14 protein-coding genes and 2 pseudogenes are annotated in these 19,449 nt (G+C 69.3%); 4 read left to right on the forward strand and 12 right to left on the reverse strand.

The genetic code is table 11. The annotated features are described in order from the left end of the window. Positions 1-139: 139 nt before the first annotated feature. The 9 genes and pseudogenes from NF20_RS09070 to mutA form a co-directional block, all read right to left on the reverse strand. Positions 140-1,267, reverse strand: coding sequence for a class I SAM-dependent methyltransferase (locus tag NF20_RS09070; RefSeq protein WP_011725372.1), 1,128 nt, complete (start codon positions 1,265-1,267; stop codon positions 140-142). Positions 1,268-1,530: 263 nt separating this feature from the next. Then, positions 1,531-2,580, reverse strand: a complete 1,050-nt coding sequence (locus NF20_RS09075; RefSeq protein ID WP_009977510.1) for an NAD-dependent epimerase/dehydratase family protein — start codon at positions 2,578-2,580, stop codon at positions 1,531-1,533. Positions 2,581-2,711: 131 nt separating this feature from the next. Next, positions 2,712-3,737: a sulfotransferase family protein gene (locus NF20_RS09080; protein WP_011725373.1), complete on the reverse strand. Its 1,026-nt coding sequence runs from the start codon at positions 3,735-3,737 to the stop codon at positions 2,712-2,714. Positions 3,738-4,185: 448 nt separating this feature from the next. Continuing rightward, entirely contained in the window at positions 4,186-5,100 is a 915-nt protein-coding gene (locus tag NF20_RS09085; protein WP_031347731.1) for a sulfotransferase family protein, read from the reverse strand. A gap of 321 nt (positions 5,101-5,421) precedes the next feature. Then, positions 5,422-6,618, reverse strand: coding sequence for an acyltransferase family protein (locus NF20_RS09090; protein ID WP_023861235.1), 1,197 nt, complete (start codon positions 6,616-6,618; stop codon positions 5,422-5,424). 174 nt (positions 6,619-6,792) lie between these two features. Next, positions 6,793-8,079: a serine hydrolase domain-containing protein gene (locus NF20_RS09095; protein WP_009977515.1), complete on the reverse strand. Its 1,287-nt coding sequence runs from the start codon at positions 8,077-8,079 to the stop codon at positions 6,793-6,795. A 52-nt stretch (positions 8,080-8,131) separates the two neighbouring features. Further along, positions 8,132-9,123, reverse strand: a pseudogene (gene meaB / locus NF20_RS09100) (methylmalonyl Co-A mutase-associated GTPase MeaB). Positions 9,124-9,205: 82 nt separating this feature from the next. Beyond that, positions 9,206-11,458 (reverse strand): methylmalonyl-CoA mutase, encoded by a 2,253-nt coding sequence (gene scpA, locus NF20_RS09105; RefSeq protein WP_033710663.1) that lies wholly within the window; start codon positions 11,456-11,458, stop codon positions 9,206-9,208. Positions 11,459-11,463: 5 nt separating this feature from the next. Beyond that, entirely contained in the window at positions 11,464-13,341 is a 1,878-nt protein-coding gene (gene mutA / locus NF20_RS09110) for a methylmalonyl-CoA mutase small subunit (RefSeq protein WP_033710662.1), read from the reverse strand. 180 nt (positions 13,342-13,521) lie between these two features. On the opposite strand from mutA, the gene NF20_RS09115 reads away from it, so the two are divergent. Both NF20_RS09115 and NF20_RS09120 read left to right on the forward strand, forming a co-directional pair. Beyond that, positions 13,522-14,289, forward strand: a complete 768-nt coding sequence (locus tag NF20_RS09115) for a TVP38/TMEM64 family protein (protein WP_033710660.1) — start codon at positions 13,522-13,524, stop codon at positions 14,287-14,289. A 61-nt stretch (positions 14,290-14,350) separates the two neighbouring features. Beyond that, entirely contained in the window at positions 14,351-15,334 is a 984-nt protein-coding gene (locus NF20_RS09120; protein WP_033710658.1) for an endopeptidase, read from the forward strand. A gap of 409 nt (positions 15,335-15,743) precedes the next feature. Here NF20_RS09120 and NF20_RS09125 read toward each other — a convergent pair. After that, positions 15,744-17,197: pseudogene (locus NF20_RS09125) on the reverse strand (ATP-binding protein). Further along, the gene (locus NF20_RS09130; RefSeq protein ID WP_009977526.1) at positions 17,194-17,916 is read right to left on the reverse strand and encodes a response regulator transcription factor; all 723 of its coding nucleotides are present in this window, start codon (positions 17,914-17,916) and stop codon (positions 17,194-17,196) included. The pseudogene NF20_RS09125 and the gene NF20_RS09130 overlap by 4 nt, the downstream one beginning before the upstream one ends. Positions 17,917-18,239: 323 nt before the next feature. Here NF20_RS09130 and NF20_RS26205 point away from each other — a divergent pair, with 323 nt between their 5' ends. After that, positions 18,240-18,665, forward strand: a complete 426-nt coding sequence (locus NF20_RS26205; RefSeq protein ID WP_255343452.1) for a hypothetical protein — start codon at positions 18,240-18,242, stop codon at positions 18,663-18,665. Next, entirely contained in the window at positions 18,587-19,081 is a 495-nt protein-coding gene (locus NF20_RS09140; protein WP_033710653.1) for a nitroreductase family deazaflavin-dependent oxidoreductase, read from the forward strand. Before NF20_RS26205 ends, NF20_RS09140 begins: the two co-directional genes overlap by 79 nt. Here the strand turns inward: NF20_RS09140 and NF20_RS09145 are convergent. Beyond that, on the reverse strand, positions 19,078-19,434 hold the full coding sequence (locus NF20_RS09145) for a DoxX family protein (RefSeq protein ID WP_023869463.1): 357 nt from the start codon (positions 19,432-19,434) through the stop codon (positions 19,078-19,080). The genes NF20_RS09140 and NF20_RS09145 overlap by 4 nt on opposite strands. Positions 19,435-19,449: the final 15 nt, after the last annotated feature.

Raw genomic sequence — 19,449 nt, forward strand, 5'->3', positions numbered from 1 at the left:
CCACCGGGGCTGCCCCCATCCGTGCCCTACCGGGCAGTAGCAACCATCATATGCTGGAAATCCGCGTAACCTGGGCCGCTGTCCCCGACCGTTCGCCGTCCGGGCGCCGGGCGGACACCTGCCACGCGCGCATGCACCATTAGTGCGGCACGGCGAGTTTGCCCAAGCCGGTGATCTCGATGCTCACCGATTTTCGTGACCCGGCCGCGCCGAGTATGAAGAAGATGTCCTCGGCGGGGGCGTTCAACCAGAATCTCCAGAACGGCTCACGGAAGCACGCCCAAAGGAAGCGGCCGTCCCCAAGGAGCAAATACCCGGGGATCGCGGCAATGGAATACAGCCAGCGCTTCCATCGTGAGGTGACCATCTCGACGTTCATTTCGATCATCTCGAGGCCCCAGGCCCGGTATTGCCATTCCAATTCGTAACGCTTCTGGAAGTCGTAGAAGGCCCGCATTTCACCGTTGGTGACGAGATATTCGTCGAACACGAGGATGGATCCGACGACGAAGTGATCCTTGCAGGTCTCCAGCGCGTGCAGGCAGCTTTCGTAGGTGTCCAGGTCCATGTGGAAGAGCCTGATGGGGGCCGCCGGCCGGTCCGCCAGGAACGGCGCCAACGTGTCATAGGTGCTGCCCTTGATGAATCTCACGTCGCGCCCGAGCGCGGCCGGGACGCCGTCGTCGTTGATCGTCACGCCGGTATCCCGGATGAAGCGCTGCGCGAACGGTTCCGAGAGGGAAAAGGCCCCACGCTTGACGATCCGGTCCTCGAGTCGCCAATCTTCGACCAGTCCGGAAAAGGTGTCGAACCCGTACACCGTGCGATGGCACGTATCGAATATCAGCCTGGTCGACCAGCCGATCCAGACGCCCAGATCTAACAGAAGCTCCTCGGAATTCTCCGCGCCGGGCTGCGGCAATTGCGATGCTTCCCATAACAGGGTGTGGCCGCCAATTCTGCGGCGCCGTAATTCCGCGAGGGTCCGACGGATGAATTCGCGATATTGGTCGTCATAGATTCTGGTGTCCCGGGCATACAAATTGGGAATGTAGCGGTCCCGATCCCTGCCGGGAATGCGCGCGCAGAGCAGCAGCAACAGGATTGCGCCGATCCCGACGGCCAGGACCGGCCAGAAGTAACAGGCGGCGGCCAGCAGGAGCGCGCCGCCGAGCAGCACCGCTTTCCATAGCCAGTGAATGCGGGTGCGATCCGGCGCCCGGTGAAGCTTCGTTGGAACCATTGTCCGTCGGTCGACAATGCCCACCGCTTCACCTCTTGCCGCGTCGTAGCCCGTGTATGAAACCTCGCCGAACGATTCAGTAAATTACTCGGTTGCGGGCCATATCAATAGGCCCGAGTTCTCAAAGACAACGGGCTCGGACGGATCCGCGCTGTTCACGAGGCTTTACGCGCGGCGTTACCGGTGGGCGAATGCGTCTTTTTGCCGGTATTTGAAGGTTGCGAAAATTTCGGGGAATCGCCCGATTTGTGCTCAGTCGCCGGATTTCCGGCCGAGCCGCCGGCGGCTTACGGCCGGTTGCCGATCCATTCGAGCAGGGCGCGCAGACCGTCCTCGAGTGTCCACTTGGGGTGCCAGCCGAGCTGGCTGGTTGCCGGCTCGATGTCGCAACTCGCCGCTCGCACGTCGCCGTCCCGGAATTTTCCGACGACCACTGGTTCGGGCGCCTCGCACATGGCGGCGATCGTGTTGGCCAGCTCCTGGATGGTGGTGGCCCGGCCGGACCCGACGTCCAGCCGGCGCTGCGGGCTGGCCGGTCGCTGCACCGCCGCGAACAGCGCGTCGACGACGTCGTCGATGTAGACGAAATCGCGGACGATCCGGCCGTCTTCGTAGACCTCCAGCGCCTGCCCCTGCCGGGCCAGCCGGGCGAACAACGCGACGATGCCGGTGTAGGAATTGGTCAGCGACTGGCCGGGGCCGTAGACGTTCTGCAGGCGCAGCACGCTGAGGTTGGTGTCGTGCGCGGCGGTCCAGGCGGCCAGCAGGTGCTCCTGGGCGAGCTTGGTCGCCGCGTAGACGTTGGTGGGCCGGGGCTCGGTGCGGTCGGCTCGGCTCGGCAGCGGCACCGCCTGCTCACCCGCGGGTCCTTGCGGGTCCCAGCGGCCAGCGACCAGCTGGGCATGGCTGCGGGGTTGCGGATAGAAGACCTCCGCGCCCGACTGCCACGCGCCCTCGCCGTAGACCGCGCGGGAGGACGCCAGCACCAGCTGCTCGGGAACCAGGCCTGAGCGGCTCAGCGCGTCCAGCAGCTGAGTGGTTCCCACGACGTTCACCGAGCCGTGCCGGGTGGCCTCGGACAGCGACTGCGCGGTGCCCGTCTCGGCCGCCAGGTGGACGATCTGGGTGGGCCGGAACAACCGCAGCACCGCGTCGAAGTCGGGCGCGTGGGTGACGTCCCCGGTGAACAACCGCACCGAGGGCGCCAACTCGACGGGCCGGTCGCCGCCGTGCACCTGCGGATGCAGCACGTCCATCAGGGCGACGTCGTATCCGGCCTCGACGAGACGACGTGACAGCGCCGACCCGATGAACCCTGCCCCGCCGGTGATGAGCACGGACGCTGACACGAATCGAGGCCTGCCTTTCGGGCGTAGCGAGAAAATTCAGCGACCGGCGTCTGGTATCGCGGTCCGGTCGATCATATCGGGGACCTTTCCCCGCATCAGACGATTCCGCCAACCGCCGCCTAGGCCCAGGTGCCGCGGTTCCGGTGGAGCATCGCGAAGATTTCCATCACCGGCCGTGCGACGGCCGGCCGGAAAACCCGGAAGAGCATGCTGTTGGACAAGCCGTGAAAGTCCTCGTGCGCCTTGCGGAAATCACGCTCGCTGGCCCGGTAGGAATCGAAAACGCGGTCCAGCGTTGCGGTGTCGACGGGCTCGTCGTGCGCGGCGTCGCGCAGCGCCGCATAGACCGTGGAAATCCAGTCGGCGCCGAAACGATTTGTCACCGACCCGCTGTGCCGCTGCCGATGCAGGCCGGGGGTGAGGAACTTCTCGATGGCGTCCTCGTCCTGGGTGTGCAGCTCGACCGGCAGCTCGGCGGAGATCCGCTTCGTCTCCCGGCGCCAGTCGTCGAGAAGGTTTGCGTAGTCGACGAACACGCGCGGCATGCCCCGCGTGTTTCGTTCGGCCAGGATGTTGCACTTCAGCCACAGGGCGCTGGCGAGTGCCGGCGAGACTCGCCAGGACTTCGCGATCGAGCAGATGACTTCCTGCGGATGACGAACCGCGATCACCGCCGCGACATCGAACCCGGCCCGCCGCGCCGCCTGGAACCACAGGTCGGACAGCGTGGTGATGCGCGGTTCCTTGATCACCACCAGCGGCGCGGCCGGCAGCGTGGACAGATAGGCCGCGATTTTGTTGATACAGGCCGTGTTCGCCGACTCGTCGGCTGCCTGCTCATCCAGAAAACGAAACGACGGGTCGTACCAGTTGGTCCCGAGGCGACGCAGGATCGCCTCGTTGAGCGAGATGGCCGCTCGCGGCTCCCAATAGCCGAGCGGGTTGTTGGCGTCGGCGCCCAGCAGCGCGGTGGGCAGGGTCCCGCCGCACAGCGACAGCACCCGGGTGAGCGCCGACGTTCCGGACCGTTGCGGCCCCAACACGAACAGGGCAACCGGGCGGTTCGGAGGGCCGGCGAGATCAGCGAGCGGACCGGAGGAATTGGCGGCGGTTTCGGCGGGCTTGATCGTCCGGGCCAATCTCATCGCAACTCCAAACCTTTCACTTGTCCTGCGTCTGAGCGACTTTCGGAGTTCGGTTGCCATCCACGGTTTTCCGATTCGGCCAGGCCGCGGGCCAGCCGGCACTCGGCAATCCAGCCGGAATCGACACCGTCGCGCAGACTACGACGTCAGGGAACTAAAACTCAGCCGTATCAACAGCTTTGGCAAAAGAGGCGACGATTTCGTTCGTGCCTCTCGGACCGAGTCAGGCTTGACTTGTGACCGGCAACTCTGCCCCCCTGGCTGAGAATGATCGGATCATTGCGCCCGCTAAAGACTATAGCCGCAGCGGATGAGGCGGGACAGCATTTTCACGAATCCGTTTTGCTTACTTAACCTTTGGTCGGTCTCATTGCATGGAATGGTGCAAAGGCGCTCACCGCGGCGTCGTTACCGTAACAAACGATCTCGGCGGCCGGGCCTTGGCGCGTTAGGCCCAGGCTCCCCTGCGCCGGTGCAGCACCGCGGCAACCTCGAGAATCCACTTCACCAGGAACGGCCGGAACACCCGGCGAACGACGCTGTTGGTCCGGGCCTGAAAATCCGTGAAGGCGGTGCGAAAGTCGCGCTCACTCGCCCGGTACGACTCGAAAACCCGATCCAGCGTGGCCGTGTCCAGCGGGTCGTCGTGCGCGGCGCCGCGCAGCGCCGCATAGACCGCCGACATCCAGTCCGCGCCGAACAGGTCCGTCACCGGCCCGCAGTGTCGCTGGCGTCGCAAATCCGCGGTGAGGAACTCCTCGATGGCGCCCTCTTCTGCGGTGTCCAGCTCGATCTCCAGCGCGCCGGCGATCCGCTTCATCTCCCGGTGCCAGTCGTCGAGCAGGTTCGCGTAGTCCACGAACACCCGCGGCACCCCGCGGGTGTGCCGCTCGGCCAGCAGGTTGTATTTGAGCCACAGTGCACTCGAGAGCTCCGGCGAGGTCGACACGTATTTGGCCGCCGACGCGATCACCTCCTGCGGGTGGCGCACGGCGATCACTGCCGCCACGTCGAACCCGACTCGGCGCGCCGCCTCGAACCACAGGTCGGACAGCGCCGTGATCCGCGGTTCCTTGATCACCACCAGCGGCGCCGCCGGCAGCGTGGACAGATACGCCGTGATCTCCGCGATGCAGGCGGCGCGCTCGGCGGCGCCGAAGGCGGCCTCCTGCTGCAGCCGCAGCGTCGGGTCGTACCAGTTGCTGTCGTGGCGGCGCAGGATCGTTTCGTTGAGCATGATGGCCGTGCGCGGTTCCCAATAGCCGCGCGGATTGTTGCCGTCGGCGCCGCACATCCCGGCCGGAAGCGTGCTGCCGCACAGCGACAGCACGCGGGTCAGTGCCGAGGTCCCCGACCGCGCCATGCCCAGCACGAACAACGCGACGGGACGAACGTCGCCCGGGAGGCGGGTGGGGTGCCGCGGGAGGTCGGGGCCGTCGGCGGGTTGACTCGTCCGGGCAGCTCTCATCGGGGACCCACACCCTTTCAGTTGCGCATCTGACGGCCCCCGGGTTCCCGGCCATTATCCATGACATTGCGAGTTCTCGCGCGGTGTTGAATTACCGGTATCCGGCAACGCGCAATGGGCGGATCGGAAAGCGTCAATCCGGGCTTTTCCAAGCTCTCTGGCTAAAGGTGACAGTGAGGGTTTTGCTATTGCGCAAAAGCCGCGGCTATGACTTTCCTATGAGCCTGGTGTGGAAATGCGTGAGCCACTGGAGACGACGGCGCCCCACCCGCGCGCTCGGCGCTTGATGCGAGATTTGAGCGACAGGGCGCGCTTTTCCACCAGAAACCAGCTCAGTGCGGCCAGCGGAAGGGTGACGACGACGGCGACGACGGCGAACACGACGGGAGGCAAGAAGCTGAGCCCGCAGATGGCCAGCAGCTGCTGCATGGGCCACGCGTAGATGTAGACGCCGTAGGACAGGTCGGTGCGCAACCTCAACCGCTCGTGGTGGATCAGCGCTCCGGAGACGACGACGGCGTAGGCCAGCGGAATCGCGGCCAGCACCCGGTAATTGGGCATCAGCAGGCCGGCCGCCAGCACGATCACCGCGCTGAGCGCCACCAGTGACCAGCGGGCGGGGATCTTGTCCTGGAACTGATGCAGCAGTGTTCCCGCCGCGAACACCAGGGCGAACCGCCCGATCATCTGGAAGACGGTCTGCACCTCGACCGGGTAGGCCACCAGTGCCGAGAAGACCACCAGAAGGATGAATACCACCACCGCCGGCCACCGGCGCTTGAGCAGTCCGGCCACCCCGGCGACGGCAATGGCGATGTAGCAGAAGATTTCGAAGATCAGGGTCCACAGCACGCCGTCCCACACGCCCGGGAACGGCACGTGGCGCGGCGTTCCGTCGATGCCGGCGAAAAAGACGTGCAGGACCGCGTTGTGGAGCACGTACTCGATGGGCGCGCGCGACATCAGCAGCTTCGCGGCCGAGCCTCCTTGGATCGCCACCCCGATCGGGGCGATGACGAACGCGATCACTACCAGGCAGACCCACAACCCGGGCAGAATGCGCAGCGCCCGCGCCGCGACATACTCGCGCAGCCGCGGATTGCGCACCCAGCTCGCCGCGATGAGGAATCCCGAGATCGCGAAGAACCCGTCCACCCAGACCTGGGGGAACAGTTGGTCATACGGTGGGTGCACCTTCCGGCCGGTCAGCGGCCAGGAGTGTTGCAGGATGACGCCGGAGGCCAGCACCAATCGCCACACGTTCAGCGCGTTGATCCGGGTGTCGAAAACCTGGGCGAGTGTCGGGCCCGGGACCCGTCGCCGGGCAGGCCCCCGCGCAGCGATGGTAGTGGGATCGGAAACGTTCGGGTCGGCGCTCACCGGCGCGATTCCCGCACCCTCGGCTGGCCGCACCGAGTTTGACCGGCCCGGTATTCTCCGGCGACACCGCGGGAATGCGCGGGAATGGTCGGAGCAAACACCCGCACAGAGTACATTGCGTGCGAACTACTGCGCAGCGGCGTTCCTGCGAAAGGGATTGCCGATTTAAGCGCCGTGTTCAATACCGGCCATTCCCGTGACGGCGCCTCAGCCGGCGACGGCTCCCGGCTCGCGAAACGGCGCGCCGAATTCGGTGACCGGCCGGAACCCGTGCTTGCGCACCTGCTCGGCCGCCCGGCGGATCAACGCGTAGATCCCGACGAACGCCGCATGGTCCGTCATCACCAGGGGCGTCAGCAGCCGGTTGTGCACCAGCGAGAAGGCCACCCCGGAGGCCGGGTCGGCCCACCCGAGCGAACCGCCCATGCCCACGTGGCCGAACCCGGGCATCACACCGCCGATCGGCACACTGTGATAGCCCAGATGAAAAGCCAACGGCACGTACAGGTTTCGGTCCGGCCGCAGACTCCGCTCACCCGTCAGACCCGCCACCAGGTCGCGGGAGAGGAACCGGATGCCGTCGACCTCGCCGCCGTTGGCGATGGCGCCGTACATCCGCGCCAGACCACGGGCCGTCGCCACCCCGTTGGCCGCCGGGATCTCGGCGTCCAGCAGCGGGGTGTCGCCCTGCACGGCGGCGATCATGCCCGGGAAGTACATGGCCCGGAATCCGCCGGAAAGCTGGTTGGCGACCTTGCGGGACACGTAGTTGACGATCGAGCTGCCCACCAGGTTCTGCGGCGCGACGATCTCGGCGACCCGCGTCGGTGCCCCCGCCGGCGGGCGGCCCAGGTACAGGCCGTCGGTGCCCAGCGGCTCGGCGAGCTCCTCCCGGATCAGCGTGCGCATCCCCTTACCGGTGACGGCCCGGCCCAGGCCCGACATCAGCCAGCCGAACGTCAGCGCGTGGTAGGCCGATTTGCCCAGCAGCCGTCCGGGCGCCGCCGCGGCCAGCCGCTCCTCCATCACGAGGTGATCGAGCAGCTCCTCCTTGGTGGCGCCGCGCAGCCCGGACAGGCCGGCCTGGTGGCGCATCACCTGGCGCACCGTCATGTTGGCCTTGCCGTTGGCCGCGAACGCGGGCCAGTACTCGGCGACCGGGGCCTCGTAGTCGATCAGCCCGCGATCGACCAGCCGGTGGATGACCGTGGCGGCCATTCCCTTGGTGGCCGAGAACACCATCGGCGCGGTGTTCTCCGACCACGGCCGCTGACCGGCCCGGTCGGCCCACCCTGTCCAGACGTCCACCACGGGCTGGCCGTCGACATAGACGGCCAGCGCCCCACCGCCGAACCGGCGGGCCGGGAACATGCTGGCGAAACTGCGAACGACGCAACCGAAGTGTGAGTCCGCCGCGCCGGACACACGATGACCTGCGTCAAGGTCATCGTGGACACGGACCGCGCGGCGATCGACTCGGGCATCCACCGTCACACTTCCGAATCTACTTGGATTACACACCCGGCAGGAGCGAAATCCGGATTATTTACCTATCCGTTAGCGCGACGCGGCCGCCAGGATTTCCTGGGCCGCCAGCGCCGGGGTGAGCTCCCCCGCCTTGACCCGTCGCTCGACATCGGCGCGCATCGTGCGGACCGCCGGGTTGGACAGCAGCCGGTCCAGCACCGTGTCGCGCACCATCTGCCAGGTCCAGTCCACCAGCTGCGACCGGCGCCGCGCCTCGAACTCGCCGGCCTTGCTGAGCACCTGACGGTGCCGTTCGATGGTCTCCCACAGTTCCGGCAGGCCGGTGCCCTGCGCCGCGCTCATCGTGAGAACCGGTGGGCGCCAAAGGGTTTCGCGAGGGTGGATCAGCCGGATCGCGCCGGACAGTTCACGCGCGGCGGACCGCGCCTCGGCCAGGTGCTCGCCGTCGGCCTTGTTCACCACGACGATGTCGGCCAGCTCCAGCACGCCCTTCTTGATGCCCTGCAGCTGATCGCCGCCGCGGGCCAGGGTCAGCAGCACGAATGTGTCGACCATGTTGGCCACCGTCACCTCGGACTGGCCGACCCCGACGGTCTCGATCAGGATGACGTCGAAACCCGCGGCCTCGAGCAGGACCACCGTTTCGCGGGTGGCCTTGGCCACGCCGCCCAGCGTGCCCGACGTCGGCGATGGCCGGATGTAGGCGTCCGGATGATTGGCCAGCCGGGCCATCCGGGTCTTGTCGCCCAGGATGGAGCCACCGGTGCGGGTCGACGACGGGTCGACGGCCAGCACCGCCACCTTGTGGCCGAGCCCGATCAGGTGCATGCCGAGCGCCTCGATGCTGGTGGACTTGCCCACCCCGGGGATGCCGGTGATGCCGACTCGATGCGCGTCGCCGCCATCCGGCGTCAGCTCCAACAACAGCTGCTGGGCCTGCTCCTGATGGTCGGCGCGGGTGGACTCCAACAGCGTGATGGCCCGCGGCAGCGCCGCGCGGTCGCCGCTGCGGATCGCCTCGGCGAGCTCGGTCACCGTCCGCCCGCTCATGGGACCGCCGCCTGTAACGCCATGGCGAAAATCGGTGCCATTCTTCGCCGTAGCGTTACGAGAGCGGCAGGAATCGCGGCCATCAGCCGAGGTCGTACCCGAGCCGTTCGGCCAGCTTGTGCAGCAAACCGATTGCGGCGTCGGCGATTACCGTCCCGGGCGGGAAGATGGCGGCGGCCCCGGCGGCGTACAGCTCGTCGAAGTCGCCGGGCGGGATGACCCCGCCGACCACGATCATGATGTCGGGCCGCCCCACCTCTTTGAGCGCGTCGCGCAGCGCCGGCACCAGGGTCAGGTGGCCGGCGGCCAGCGAGGACACTCCGACCACGTGCACGTCGTTGTCGGCGGCCTGGCGGGCCACCTCCTCGGGGGTGGAGAACAGCGAGCCGACGTCGACGTCGAAGCCGATGTCGGCGAAGGCCGTCGCGATCACCTTCTGGCCGCGGTCGTGGCCGTCCTGGCCCATCTTGGCCACCAGGATCCGGGGCCGGCGGCCGTCGGCCTCGGCGAACTTCTCGACCAGTTCCGTAGCGGTGGCGATGTTGGTGGCCTTTCCGGCTTCGTCACGGTAGACGCCGGCGATGGTGCGGATCTCCGCCTGATGGCGCCCGTATACCTTTTCCAGCGCGTCGGAGATCTCCCCGACCGTGGCCTTGGCCCGGGCGGCGTTGATCGCCAGCGCCAGCAGATTATTACCCAGCCCGTCCTCACCGGCGCGGCCCTGTGCCGCCGCCGCGCGGGACAGCTCGGCCAGCGCGGCGTCGACGGCCGACTGGTCGCGGCTGTCCCGCAGTTCCTTGAGCTTGGCCAGCTGCTCGGCGCGCACCCGGCTGTTCTCCACCTTGAGGACCTCGACCTCCTGGTCCTCCTCGACCTGGTACTTGTTCACCCCGATCACCGGCTGGATGCCCGAGTCGATGCGGGCTTGGGTGCGCGCGGCCGCCTCCTCGATGCGCAGCTTGGGGATGCCGTCGCTGATGGCCTGGGCCATGCCGCCGTGCTCGGCCACCTCGGCGATGTGCGCGCGGGCCTTGCGGGCCAGGTGGTGGGTCAGCCATTCCACGTAGTAGGACCCGCCCCAGGGATCGATCGGCCGAGTGGTGCCGGACTCCTGCTGCAACACCAGCTGGGTGTTGCGGGCGATGCGGGCCGAGAAGTCGGTGGGCAGCGCCAGCGCCTCGTCGAGCGCGTTGGTGTGCAGCGACTGGGTGTGTCCCTGGGTGGCGGCCATCGCCTCGATGCAGGTGCGGGCGACGTTGTTGAACGCGTCCTGCGCGGTCAGCGACCAGCCCGAGGTCTGCGAATGTGTGCGCAGCGACAGCGATTTGGGGTTCTTCGGGTTGAACTGGGAGACCAGCTCGCTCCACAGCAGCCGGCCCGCGCGCAGCTTGGCGACCTCCATGAAGAAGTTCATCCCGATGCCCCAGAAGAACGACAGCCGCGGCGCGAACTTGTCGATGTCCAGCTCGGCGTCCAGGCCGGCCTTGATGTAGTCCACCCCGTCGGCCAGCGTGTAAGCCAGCTCCAAATCGGCTGTGGCCCCGGCTTCTTGGATGTGGTAGCCGGAAATCGAGATGGAGTTGAACTTGGGCATCTTCGCGCTGGTGTAGGCGAAGATGTCGGAGATGATCCGCATCGACGGCTTGGGCGGATAGATGTAGGTGTTGCGCACCATGAACTCTTTGAGGATGTCGTTCTGGATGGTGCCGGCCAGCTTCTCCGGCGGCACCCCCTGCTCCTCGGCGGCCACCACGTACAACGCCAGGATGGGCAGCACCGCGCCGTTCATGGTCATCGACACGCTCACCGTCGACAGGTCGATGCCGTCGAACAGCTGCCGCATGTCGAGAATGGAATCGATTGCCACACCGGCCATTCCGACGTCGCCCTGCACGCGCGGATGATCCGAGTCGTAGCCGCGGTGGGTGGCCAGGTCGAAGGCCACCGACAGGCCCTTCTGCCCGGCCGCCAGGTTGCGCCGGTAGAAGGCGTTGGACTCCGCGGCGGTGGAGAACCCGGCGTACTGCCGAATGGTCCACGGCTGGTTGACGTACATCGTCGGGTAGGGGCCGCGCACGAACGGCGGCTCGCCGGGGAAGGTGTGCAGCGGGTACCCGTCGGCCTCGACGGCGGCCCGGTCGGCGCCGATGTAGACCGGTTTGACGACGATGTCTTCCGGTGTGTGCCAGTGCAGTTGGTCGGGCGTGTACAGGTGCGCGGCCGCGATCGCCGCGACGTGTTCCTCGACGGCGGCCTCGGTGGCCGGCGCGACGGGCCGCTCGCTGCGCAGTGGCACGTCGGCGAAGCTGCCGACAGCAGGTGCAGTGGTCGTCATGGTAGCTACGCCCCCAGCCTTGTGAGCAGATCCGACAGTGCTTCGACCGCATTGATTTTCGCGGTCAGGAATTGGTCCGGCCGGTGCTCGGCGTCCGCCACGGCTTTCTCCGGCCCGGCTAGATAGACCCGGGAGACGCCGGCGCCGCGCGCTGCCTGCACGACGCCCGACGCCTCGTCCTGGTAGCGCTTGTCGGTGCCGCAGATGACCGCCACCGCCGGCGATCCCGCTTCTTTGACGGCCTTAGCGACGCCGGCGGCGTCGACGGTTCCTGGGTTGACCGCCTCGATGCCCCCGGAAGCCAGCAGGTTCGACGCGAAGGTCGCGCGAATGTTGTTCTCGGCCAACGGCCCCAGCGGCAGCAACAACACCTGCGGGCGCGAGCCGGTGCGGGCCAGGTAGGCGTCGGAGCGGTCGCGCAACGCCTCGAAGTCGGTGGCGTACCGGATCAGCTTGCCCGCCGCGAGCGGCGAATAGGACGAATCGCTGTGCGGCAGCGCCGGTTCGGCGAGGTTGGGGAATTCGTTGACGCCGGTGATCGCGGTCCGCCGATGCGCGATGTCGTCGCGGCGGCGGGCAGCGATCTCGGCGATCTGGCCGGCGATGAAATCGCGGGCCTCGGCGAATCCCCCGCGCGCCTCGATGGCCTGGAAGTGCTGCCAGGCCTGCTCGGCCAGCCGCTGGGTGAGGTCCTCCACGAACCAGGATCCCGCGGCCGGGTCCAGCACCCGGCCCACGTGCGACTCCTCGAGCAGCAGCAGCTGGGTGTTGCGGGCGATGCGGCGGGCGAAACTCGTTGCGGTGCCCGGGAATCCACCGTCGATGGCCACATCGAACGGGAACACCAGCAGCGAGTCGGCGCCGCCGACGCCCGCCCCGAACGCGGCCAGCGTGCAGCGCAGCATGTTCACCCAGGGATCCCGCTGAGTCATCATCGGCAGCGACGTCTCGGCGTGCACCACGGCCGCACCGGCGTCCGGCTCGCCGACCACCTCGGCCACCCGCGCCCACACCGTGCGCGCCGCGCGGAACTTGGCGATGGTCATGAACTGGTCGTCGTCGGCGGCGAACCGGAAGCTGATCTGGCGCAACGCCGCAGCGATCGTCAGCCCCGATTCGGTGAGCACCCGCAGGTAATTGACCCCGGCCGCGATCGAGGCGCCCAGCTCCCATGACGCGTTGGCGCCCAGGTTGTGGAAGGCGGGCCCGTCGACGGTGATCGCCCGGACCCCGGTGTGACCGGCGGCCCGCTTGGCGACGGCGACCACGTCCTTGAGCTCCGGGGCGGGGCGCCCGCTCAGCGCCGCGGTCAGCGGGTCGCCGGCCAGGTCGATCGACACGGTGGCGCGCTGGTCGGGTTCGATCTCGTCGGCCAGGCCCAGCACCGCGTCGCTGGCCCCCGGGTAGTCGGCGCCGGCCTCCAGGATCAGCGGCGCCATGCTCAGGTAGACGCCCTGCAGGCTGTCGGCCACCTGGTCGGGCGCCACGCCCGACTCGCCGATCCGCAGCAGCACGGCGCCGGCGCCGTTGCCCAGCGCGTCGAGCACCGCGGAGTTGATGTCCTTGGCCGCGACGCCGGGCACCGGGGTGGCCGGGAACGCCTCGGCGACCTTCCAGCCGGACCTGACGTCGCGCAGCGCGTCGCCGCCGCGCACGAACGGCCACTCGCCCGGCAGCGGTGGTTCGGGCAGCTCGTCGAGCGCGGTGTAGAGCGCGCGGATCGCGATCCCGTCGTAGGTCGGGGTTTCCAGCAGCCGCTCCGGCGCGTCCCCCAACTGCTCGGGGTCCTTCCGGGTGCTTTTGGCCAGCACTCCGGCAACCGCACTGCGCCAACGCCCGCGAACCTGTTCCAGGTCGGCGAGTTCGGGTACATCAATGGACACCGATTGCTCCCTTTTCCCAGCATTTGGGCAACAGCTTTGGGGATACCACTTGACTACCGAGGCTAATTGATCGGGGCTCCGCGCTGAAAACCGCCGGCCGGCCCGCGCGGTCCGGATTTGGAGGGAAACGCCAGCCGCGGGAAACGCTGGATTCACCTGCGCCCCGTAATCTTGGAAGGCGTGACGGGTTCCGCCACCAGCAAAATCGCCGAAACACTGCGCGATCTCGGCTGCGCGATCGGCGCGGCCGCGCGCGGTGTGTCCCGGTCGCGGATCGCCTGGACAGTGGCGGGCATCACAGCGCTGGTGGTGCTGGCGTCGTTGATCCCGCTGCCCTCGCCGGTGCAGATGCGCGACTGGGCGCAGTCCGTCGGGCCGTGGTTCCCGCTGGCGTTTCTGCTCGCGCACATCGTGGTGACGGTGGTGCCCGTGCCGCGCACCGCGTTCACCCTGGCGGCCGGGCTGCTGTTCGGCCCGCTGCTGGGGGTGGCCATCGCGGTGGCCGCCAGCACCGCGAGCGCGATGATCGCGATGCTGCTGGTGCGCGCGGCCGGCTGGCGGTTGACCCGGCTGGTGCGGCACCGGTCGATGGACACGGTGGAAGAGCGGCTGCGGCAGCGGGGCTGGCTGGCGATCGTGTCGCTGCGGCTGATCCCGGCGGTCCCGTTCACGGCGCTGAACTACGCCGCGGGTGCGTCGAGTGTGCGGGTGCTGCCCTATGGGCTGGCCACCCTGACCGGGTTGCTGCCCGGCACCGCCGCGGTGGTGATCCTCGGCGACGCGCTGGCCGGTCACCCCTCGTCGCTGCTGTACCTGGTGTCGGCGCTCACCAGCGCGCTCGGGCTGACCGGGCTGATCATCGAGATCCGCCACTTCCGCCGGCACCACCGCCGCGCACACCGGCACCGCGACGACGAGCCCTCCCCCGAGCCGGCCACCATCGGCTGACACCGAATTTCGCTGAGCGACTTCGCTGAGAGCGCCGCGCGATGCGGCAAAGATCGATCTAATGGTGAGCGTGGACGCGCTGGAGCTCGCCAGCTGGGGGACGCCATACTCACCCGCTCGTACCGTTGCGCTGCCGCTCGGCGCGCTGGTGCTCGCGGTGCTGGCCGTGTTGGGTTTTCTGCCCGGCCGCGCCGAACGGCGGCGCAAGCCGGGCGCTTTCCCCGCCACCGATGTGCTGCCGCCGCGTCCGCGCACCCACACCACCTTGCTCACCCTGGCGGCGGTGTGCAGCATCACCGCGCTGGTGGCCGCGGTGTGCCTGCTGCCGAGGGCGGCCACGCCAGCGCAGCAGCCCACCCCGCCGCCCGTGCTGGCGCCGATCGACCTGCCCGCGGCCAGCGCCATCGGCCCGGGCGCCGGGATCTACGTCGACTACACTGACGGCTCCGGTGGAATGGGTTGCACCGCAGGGTTTTTGGTGCACACCAGCAGCGGCCAGGCCGGCATTCTCACCGCTGGCCACTGCAACCGTCCCGGCGAGCCGAGCAAGGTGACGATGAACCTAGGCGGCGTGCTGCCCTACGCGACCCTGGGCACGTTCAGCCAGACGATCAGCGAGGGCGTGCACGACGAACAGCACGACATCGGTTTGATCATCCTGGACGGCGACAACGTGCCACAGTCGCCGGCGATCGCGGCGTCGGTGCCGGTGTCCGGCGTCGCCGCCAATCTGCAAGTGGGACAACAGCTGTGCAAGTTCGGCATGGGCTCGGGCGCGGACGCCTGCGGGCAGATCGTCGAGATCACCGGCAGCAAGGTGAAATTCCTGGCCGGCGGCCAGTGCGGCGATTCGGGCGGGCCGGTGTACCGGTACGAGAACGACGGCACCGTCAGCGCCGTCGGCATCCTCATCCGCGGCGGTGACCCCTACACCCGCAAGGCCGGGTGCGCGGCCCGGGCCAAATTCTCGGTCGCCGAGCTGGTGCGGCCGTGGCTGGACACATGGCGGCTGACCATGGTGACGGCACCGTCGGCGCCGCGCTGATTCGTTCGTCTTCAGCTTGGCTTCAGGCTGGCGCCCTACCGTCTGCTGGTGACTGGTAATACGGTGCGGGACCGCCGTTTTCGCGCTGCGCCGATCGAGGATGGAGGGACATAGTGAGGATGAGACAAGCGATCGCTGGTTCGTTGATCGCGGGAGCGCTCGGGGTGGCCGCGGCGGGCTTCGGCGCCGCGGTGGCGAGCGCGGATCCCCCGCCACCGCCGCCGGGCCCGGGACAGCCGTGGGGGCCGGGGCCGGGCGGCCCGGGCGGGCCGGGTGGACCGGGTGGACCGCCCCCGCCGCCGGGTGGACCGCTGGGCCCGCCGCCGGGTGGGCCGGGCGGGCCTCCGCCACCGCCGGGCTGGTGATGCGTAGACGGGTGGCCGCCTCGAGCATTCGAGGCGGCCACCGTTCACTGTGTGGTCGCCCGCGGCAACGTGAGCCGGAACCGGGCGCCGCCCCGATGCGGCAGGCACACCAGGTCGCCGCCGTGCGCGCGGGCCAGCGCCCGGGCGATGGCCAGGCCCAGCCCGGCGCCGCCGTGGTCGCGGGCGCGGCCGGCATCCAGGCGCACCAGCCGGTCGAAAATGTGCTCCCGCTCGTCGTCCGGGATGCCCGGGCCGGTGTCGGTGACGGTGATCTCGGCGGCGCCGTCGCCGGCGCGCAGGTCGATCTCGATGGCGCCGCCGGCCGGGGTGTAGCGGCGGGCGTTGTCGAGCAGGTTGGACACGATCTGCGACAGCCGGGTGGCGTCGGCCCGGACGTTCAGCGCGGTGAGTCCCGTGCGGCGCACGCCGATTTGGGGTGCCAGCAGGGCCGCCCGGTCGGCTTCGTCGCGCAGCACGGCGGCGACGTCGACGTCGTGCAGTTCCAGCGGGAGCCCGGCGTCGATGCGGCTCAGGTCCAGCATGTCGTTGACGAGTCGCCCGGCGCGGCGCGCGTCGGAGAGCAGCAGGCCGGCCCGACGGTATTGCCCGTCGTCGGGGTGTTCGGAGGCGCCGTGCGCGAGTTGCTCGGCGGCGACCTGCATGCCGGCGATCGGGGTGCGCAGCTCGTGGGCGGCGTCGACGAGGAAGCGCCGGGTCGCCGTCTCGGCGCGCTGGGCGGCCTCGGCGGCCTGTTGGGCCCGGCGTTCCGACATCTCCAGGGCGTCCAGCATTGTGTCGAAAGCGCTTGCGGCGCGGCCTAGTTCGGTGTCGGCGCGGTGTGGGCGCAACCGGCGGCCGCGGTCCCCGGTGGTGATGGCGTTGGCCAGCGCGGTGAGCCGGTCCAGCGGGCGCAGGGCCGCCCGGCTGACCGCGATCAACAGCAGCGCCGCGATCAGCAGGGTCACGATGCCGGCGGCGATCATCAGACCCCGCAGTTGCCGGGTGACCTGAGTGGTTTGCGTGGTGTCGGCGACCAGGATCAGCCGCGCGCCGTCGGGCAACGGGTGCACGACGGCCGTCGCAGTCGTATCCGGCGGCGGGCCGGGCGGGGGCGGATAGGGCGGTGGGTACGGCGGCGGGTAGCCCGGCGGCGGATAAGGCGGCGGTAACGGCGGCGGGTACGGCGGGGGCGGTTCGACCGGCCCTCGGCCAGGTGGGGGCTGATCACGCGGTCCCCGTAGGCCTGGCCGTCCGCGGTGACGACGAGCGCGCGGATCCCGCCGCCGTTGAGCTCGGCGGCGAGCAGGTCGGGGGCGGTGTGCGCGGCGCTCAGCGCGTCGGCCCGCGACGTCGCGGCGAGCAGCCGGTCGTGCAGGTTGCGGCGGGCGAGCACGCCCATCGTGACGTCGATGGTGACGCCGAGCACCACCAGCAGCACGGTCAACAGCGCCAGCACCACCAGCGTCACCCGGCGTTGCAGCGACGGCGTCGGCGTCATGACCGCTCGGGTTGCAGACGGTAGCCGATGCCGCGGACGGTGTGCAGGATCCGCGGGCCGTGCGCCTCGAGCTTGCGCCGCAGCCCGCTGACGTGAACCTGCACCAGGTTAGGGTCGTAGGCGTCGTAACCCCACACCCCGTTGAGGATCTGGCCGGCGCTGACGATCCGGCCGCGCTGCTCCACCAGAAATGTCAGCACGCGCAGCTCGGTGGCGGTCAGGTCCAGCCGGTGACCGCCGCGCGCGGCGACTCCGGCGCCGGGGTCCAGCGTGACGTCGCCGACCTGGATCACCTGTGGCAGCCGTCCCCGCCGGCGCAGCACCGCGCCGACCCGCGACACCAGCTCGGCCAGCTCGAAGGGCTTGATGACGTAGTCGTCGGCGCCGCCGTCCAGGCCGCGCAGCCGGTCCGGCAGGCCGTCGCGGGCGGTGATCAGCACGATGCCGATGTCGCCCCAGTCGCGGATCACGTCGATCAGCGCGAACCCGTCGCGTCCGGGCAGCATCACGTCGAGCACCACCAGGTCGGGCCGGATGCCGTCGAGCAGCTCTTCGAGTCGCTCGCCGTCGCGGCGGGCCTCGGTGTGGTAGCCGACCTCGGTGAGCGCCTCGCTGACCATCTCGCGGATGGTCTCGGAGTCCTCGACGACCAGCACCCGCGGGGTGCCGACGGTGAATTGGCCGGCCGCCCCGCGGAGACAATCCGTCATGGCCACCATTGTCGGCGCCGGTGCTGAAACCAACCTGAAGGCGTCGGTGCGCCGGCGTCGCATCCCGCCCCGTTGGCACCAATCCTGCCCCGTCGGCACCAATCCTGCCCCGTCGGCACCAAACGCCCCGTTGGCACCAAGAAGTGGGGGTGTGTCAAGTGCCCGCCTCACAGCGACAACCTCGTTAGGACGTCTGACCTGCGGAAACGCGTTGTCGCTGTGAGGCGGGCACAACACCGCTTCTCTCCTCGGGAAACGCAAGTGGCGCCTGGGGCTCAGCGGACAGCCCTTCCTTCAGATCCACTTCAGCTGCGGCTCCTACCGTCGCGACCATGACCACGAACGACGACATCAGCACCACAACACCCGCGCCGCCGCCGGCCGCGCACCAACCGCCCGAGCGACGCCACTCCACCGGCGTGGTGATCGGCGCCGGCGTGGCGGGCGCGCTGCTCGGCGCGGTCGGCACCGTGGCGGCCATCGCCTTCGCCTGGATCATCAGCGTCGGACCGCCCGGCCCGCCGCCGCCGCCGCCCGGGCCGCCGCCGATGTGGGCCGCACCCCGATGCCGCCCCCGCCGCTGCACGGGCCGCCGGGACCCCGCACGGCTTCCCGCCGCCACCACCGGGCGAGGCGTTCCCGACGCCGCCGCCGCCCTCGCCGCGCCCCTGAGGGCAAGATGGGAGGCGTGTCGGCCGCCCGAGCCTCGTCGCTTTCCGCCAGCATCGCCGCGCGGCTGCTGCGGTCGCGCCGGCTGATGCGGGCACCGATCTGGATCTACCGCGCTCGCGGGGGCGCGGTGTTCGGATCACGCATCCTGCTGCTCGAACACGTCGGCCGAAAGTCCGGGGCGCCGCGCTACGCGGCGTTGGAGGTCGTCGACCACCCGTCGCCCGACGTCTACGTCGTCGCCTCGGGCTTCGGCCGAAAAGCCCAGTGGTTCCGCAACATTCGGGCCAATCCACGGGTCCGGGTGTACGCCGGCAGCCATCCGCCCCGGGCCGCCACCGCGCGCGTCCTCGACCAAGCCGAGGCCGACCGCGCCCTGGCGGCCTACCGCACCCGTCACCCGCGGGCGTGGCAGCGGATGCGGCCCGTGCTGGAAGAGACGCTCGGCGTGCCGATCACTGACACCGGCACCCCGCTGCCGATGGTCGAGTTGCGCCTCGATTAGCTCTCGTCGGGCCCCCGCACCGTCATCGCGGCGAACAACGCCACAAACAGCGCGGCCGGAAGACCGTTGACGACCTTGTCGCGCACCCGCACGTGCGCGCCGACCGCGAGCACGAAGTACAGCGTCAGCATCGCCGTCGTCAGCCGGGCCAGCCCGGGAAAGCGGGTGACCGACAGCAAACCGACCGCCGCGGCCGCCTTCACGACCGGCAGCACCGGCCGGATGTTGTCCGGAACACCCAGGTTGTCAAGGGTTTTGCGGATCGGGGCGACCTGGACGCCGCACGCGACCGCGTCGACGGCGTGGAACACGCCCAGCGCCGCGTAGGTCTTCGGTGAAGTCAACGCACTCATGCGGCAATCCTAGGG

It is taken from the genome of Mycobacterium sp. MAC_080597_8934 (assembly GCF_000523975.1).
GTDB lineage: Bacteria > Actinomycetota > Actinomycetes > Mycobacteriales > Mycobacteriaceae > Mycobacterium > Mycobacterium avium.

Excerpts from the sequence above, each read along its gene's own strand:
- NF20_RS09120 (WP_033710658.1), top strand. The coding sequence starts at position 14,351 with ATGGTGAGCGTGGACGCGCTGGAGCTCGCCAGCTGGGGGACGCCATAC.
- NF20_RS09085 (WP_031347731.1), bottom strand. The coding sequence starts at position 5,100 with ATGGCGCGGTCGGGGACCTCGGCACTGACCCGCGTGCTGTCGCTGTGC.
- NF20_RS09080 (WP_011725373.1), bottom strand. The coding sequence starts at position 3,737 with ATGAGATTGGCCCGGACGATCAAGCCCGCCGAAACCGCCGCCAATTCC.
- NF20_RS26205 (WP_255343452.1), top strand. The coding sequence starts at position 18,240 with ATGACCACGAACGACGACATCAGCACCACAACACCCGCGCCGCCGCCG.
- NF20_RS09140 (WP_033710653.1), top strand. The coding sequence starts at position 18,587 with ATGGGAGGCGTGTCGGCCGCCCGAGCCTCGTCGCTTTCCGCCAGCATC.
- NF20_RS09130 (WP_009977526.1), bottom strand. The coding sequence starts at position 17,916 with ATGGTGGCCATGACGGATTGTCTCCGCGGGGCGGCCGGCCAATTCACC.
- NF20_RS09145 (WP_023869463.1), bottom strand. The coding sequence starts at position 19,434 with ATGAGTGCGTTGACTTCACCGAAGACCTACGCGGCGCTGGGCGTGTTC.
- scpA (WP_033710663.1), bottom strand. The coding sequence starts at position 11,458 with ATGACGACCACTGCACCTGCTGTCGGCAGCTTCGCCGACGTGCCACTG.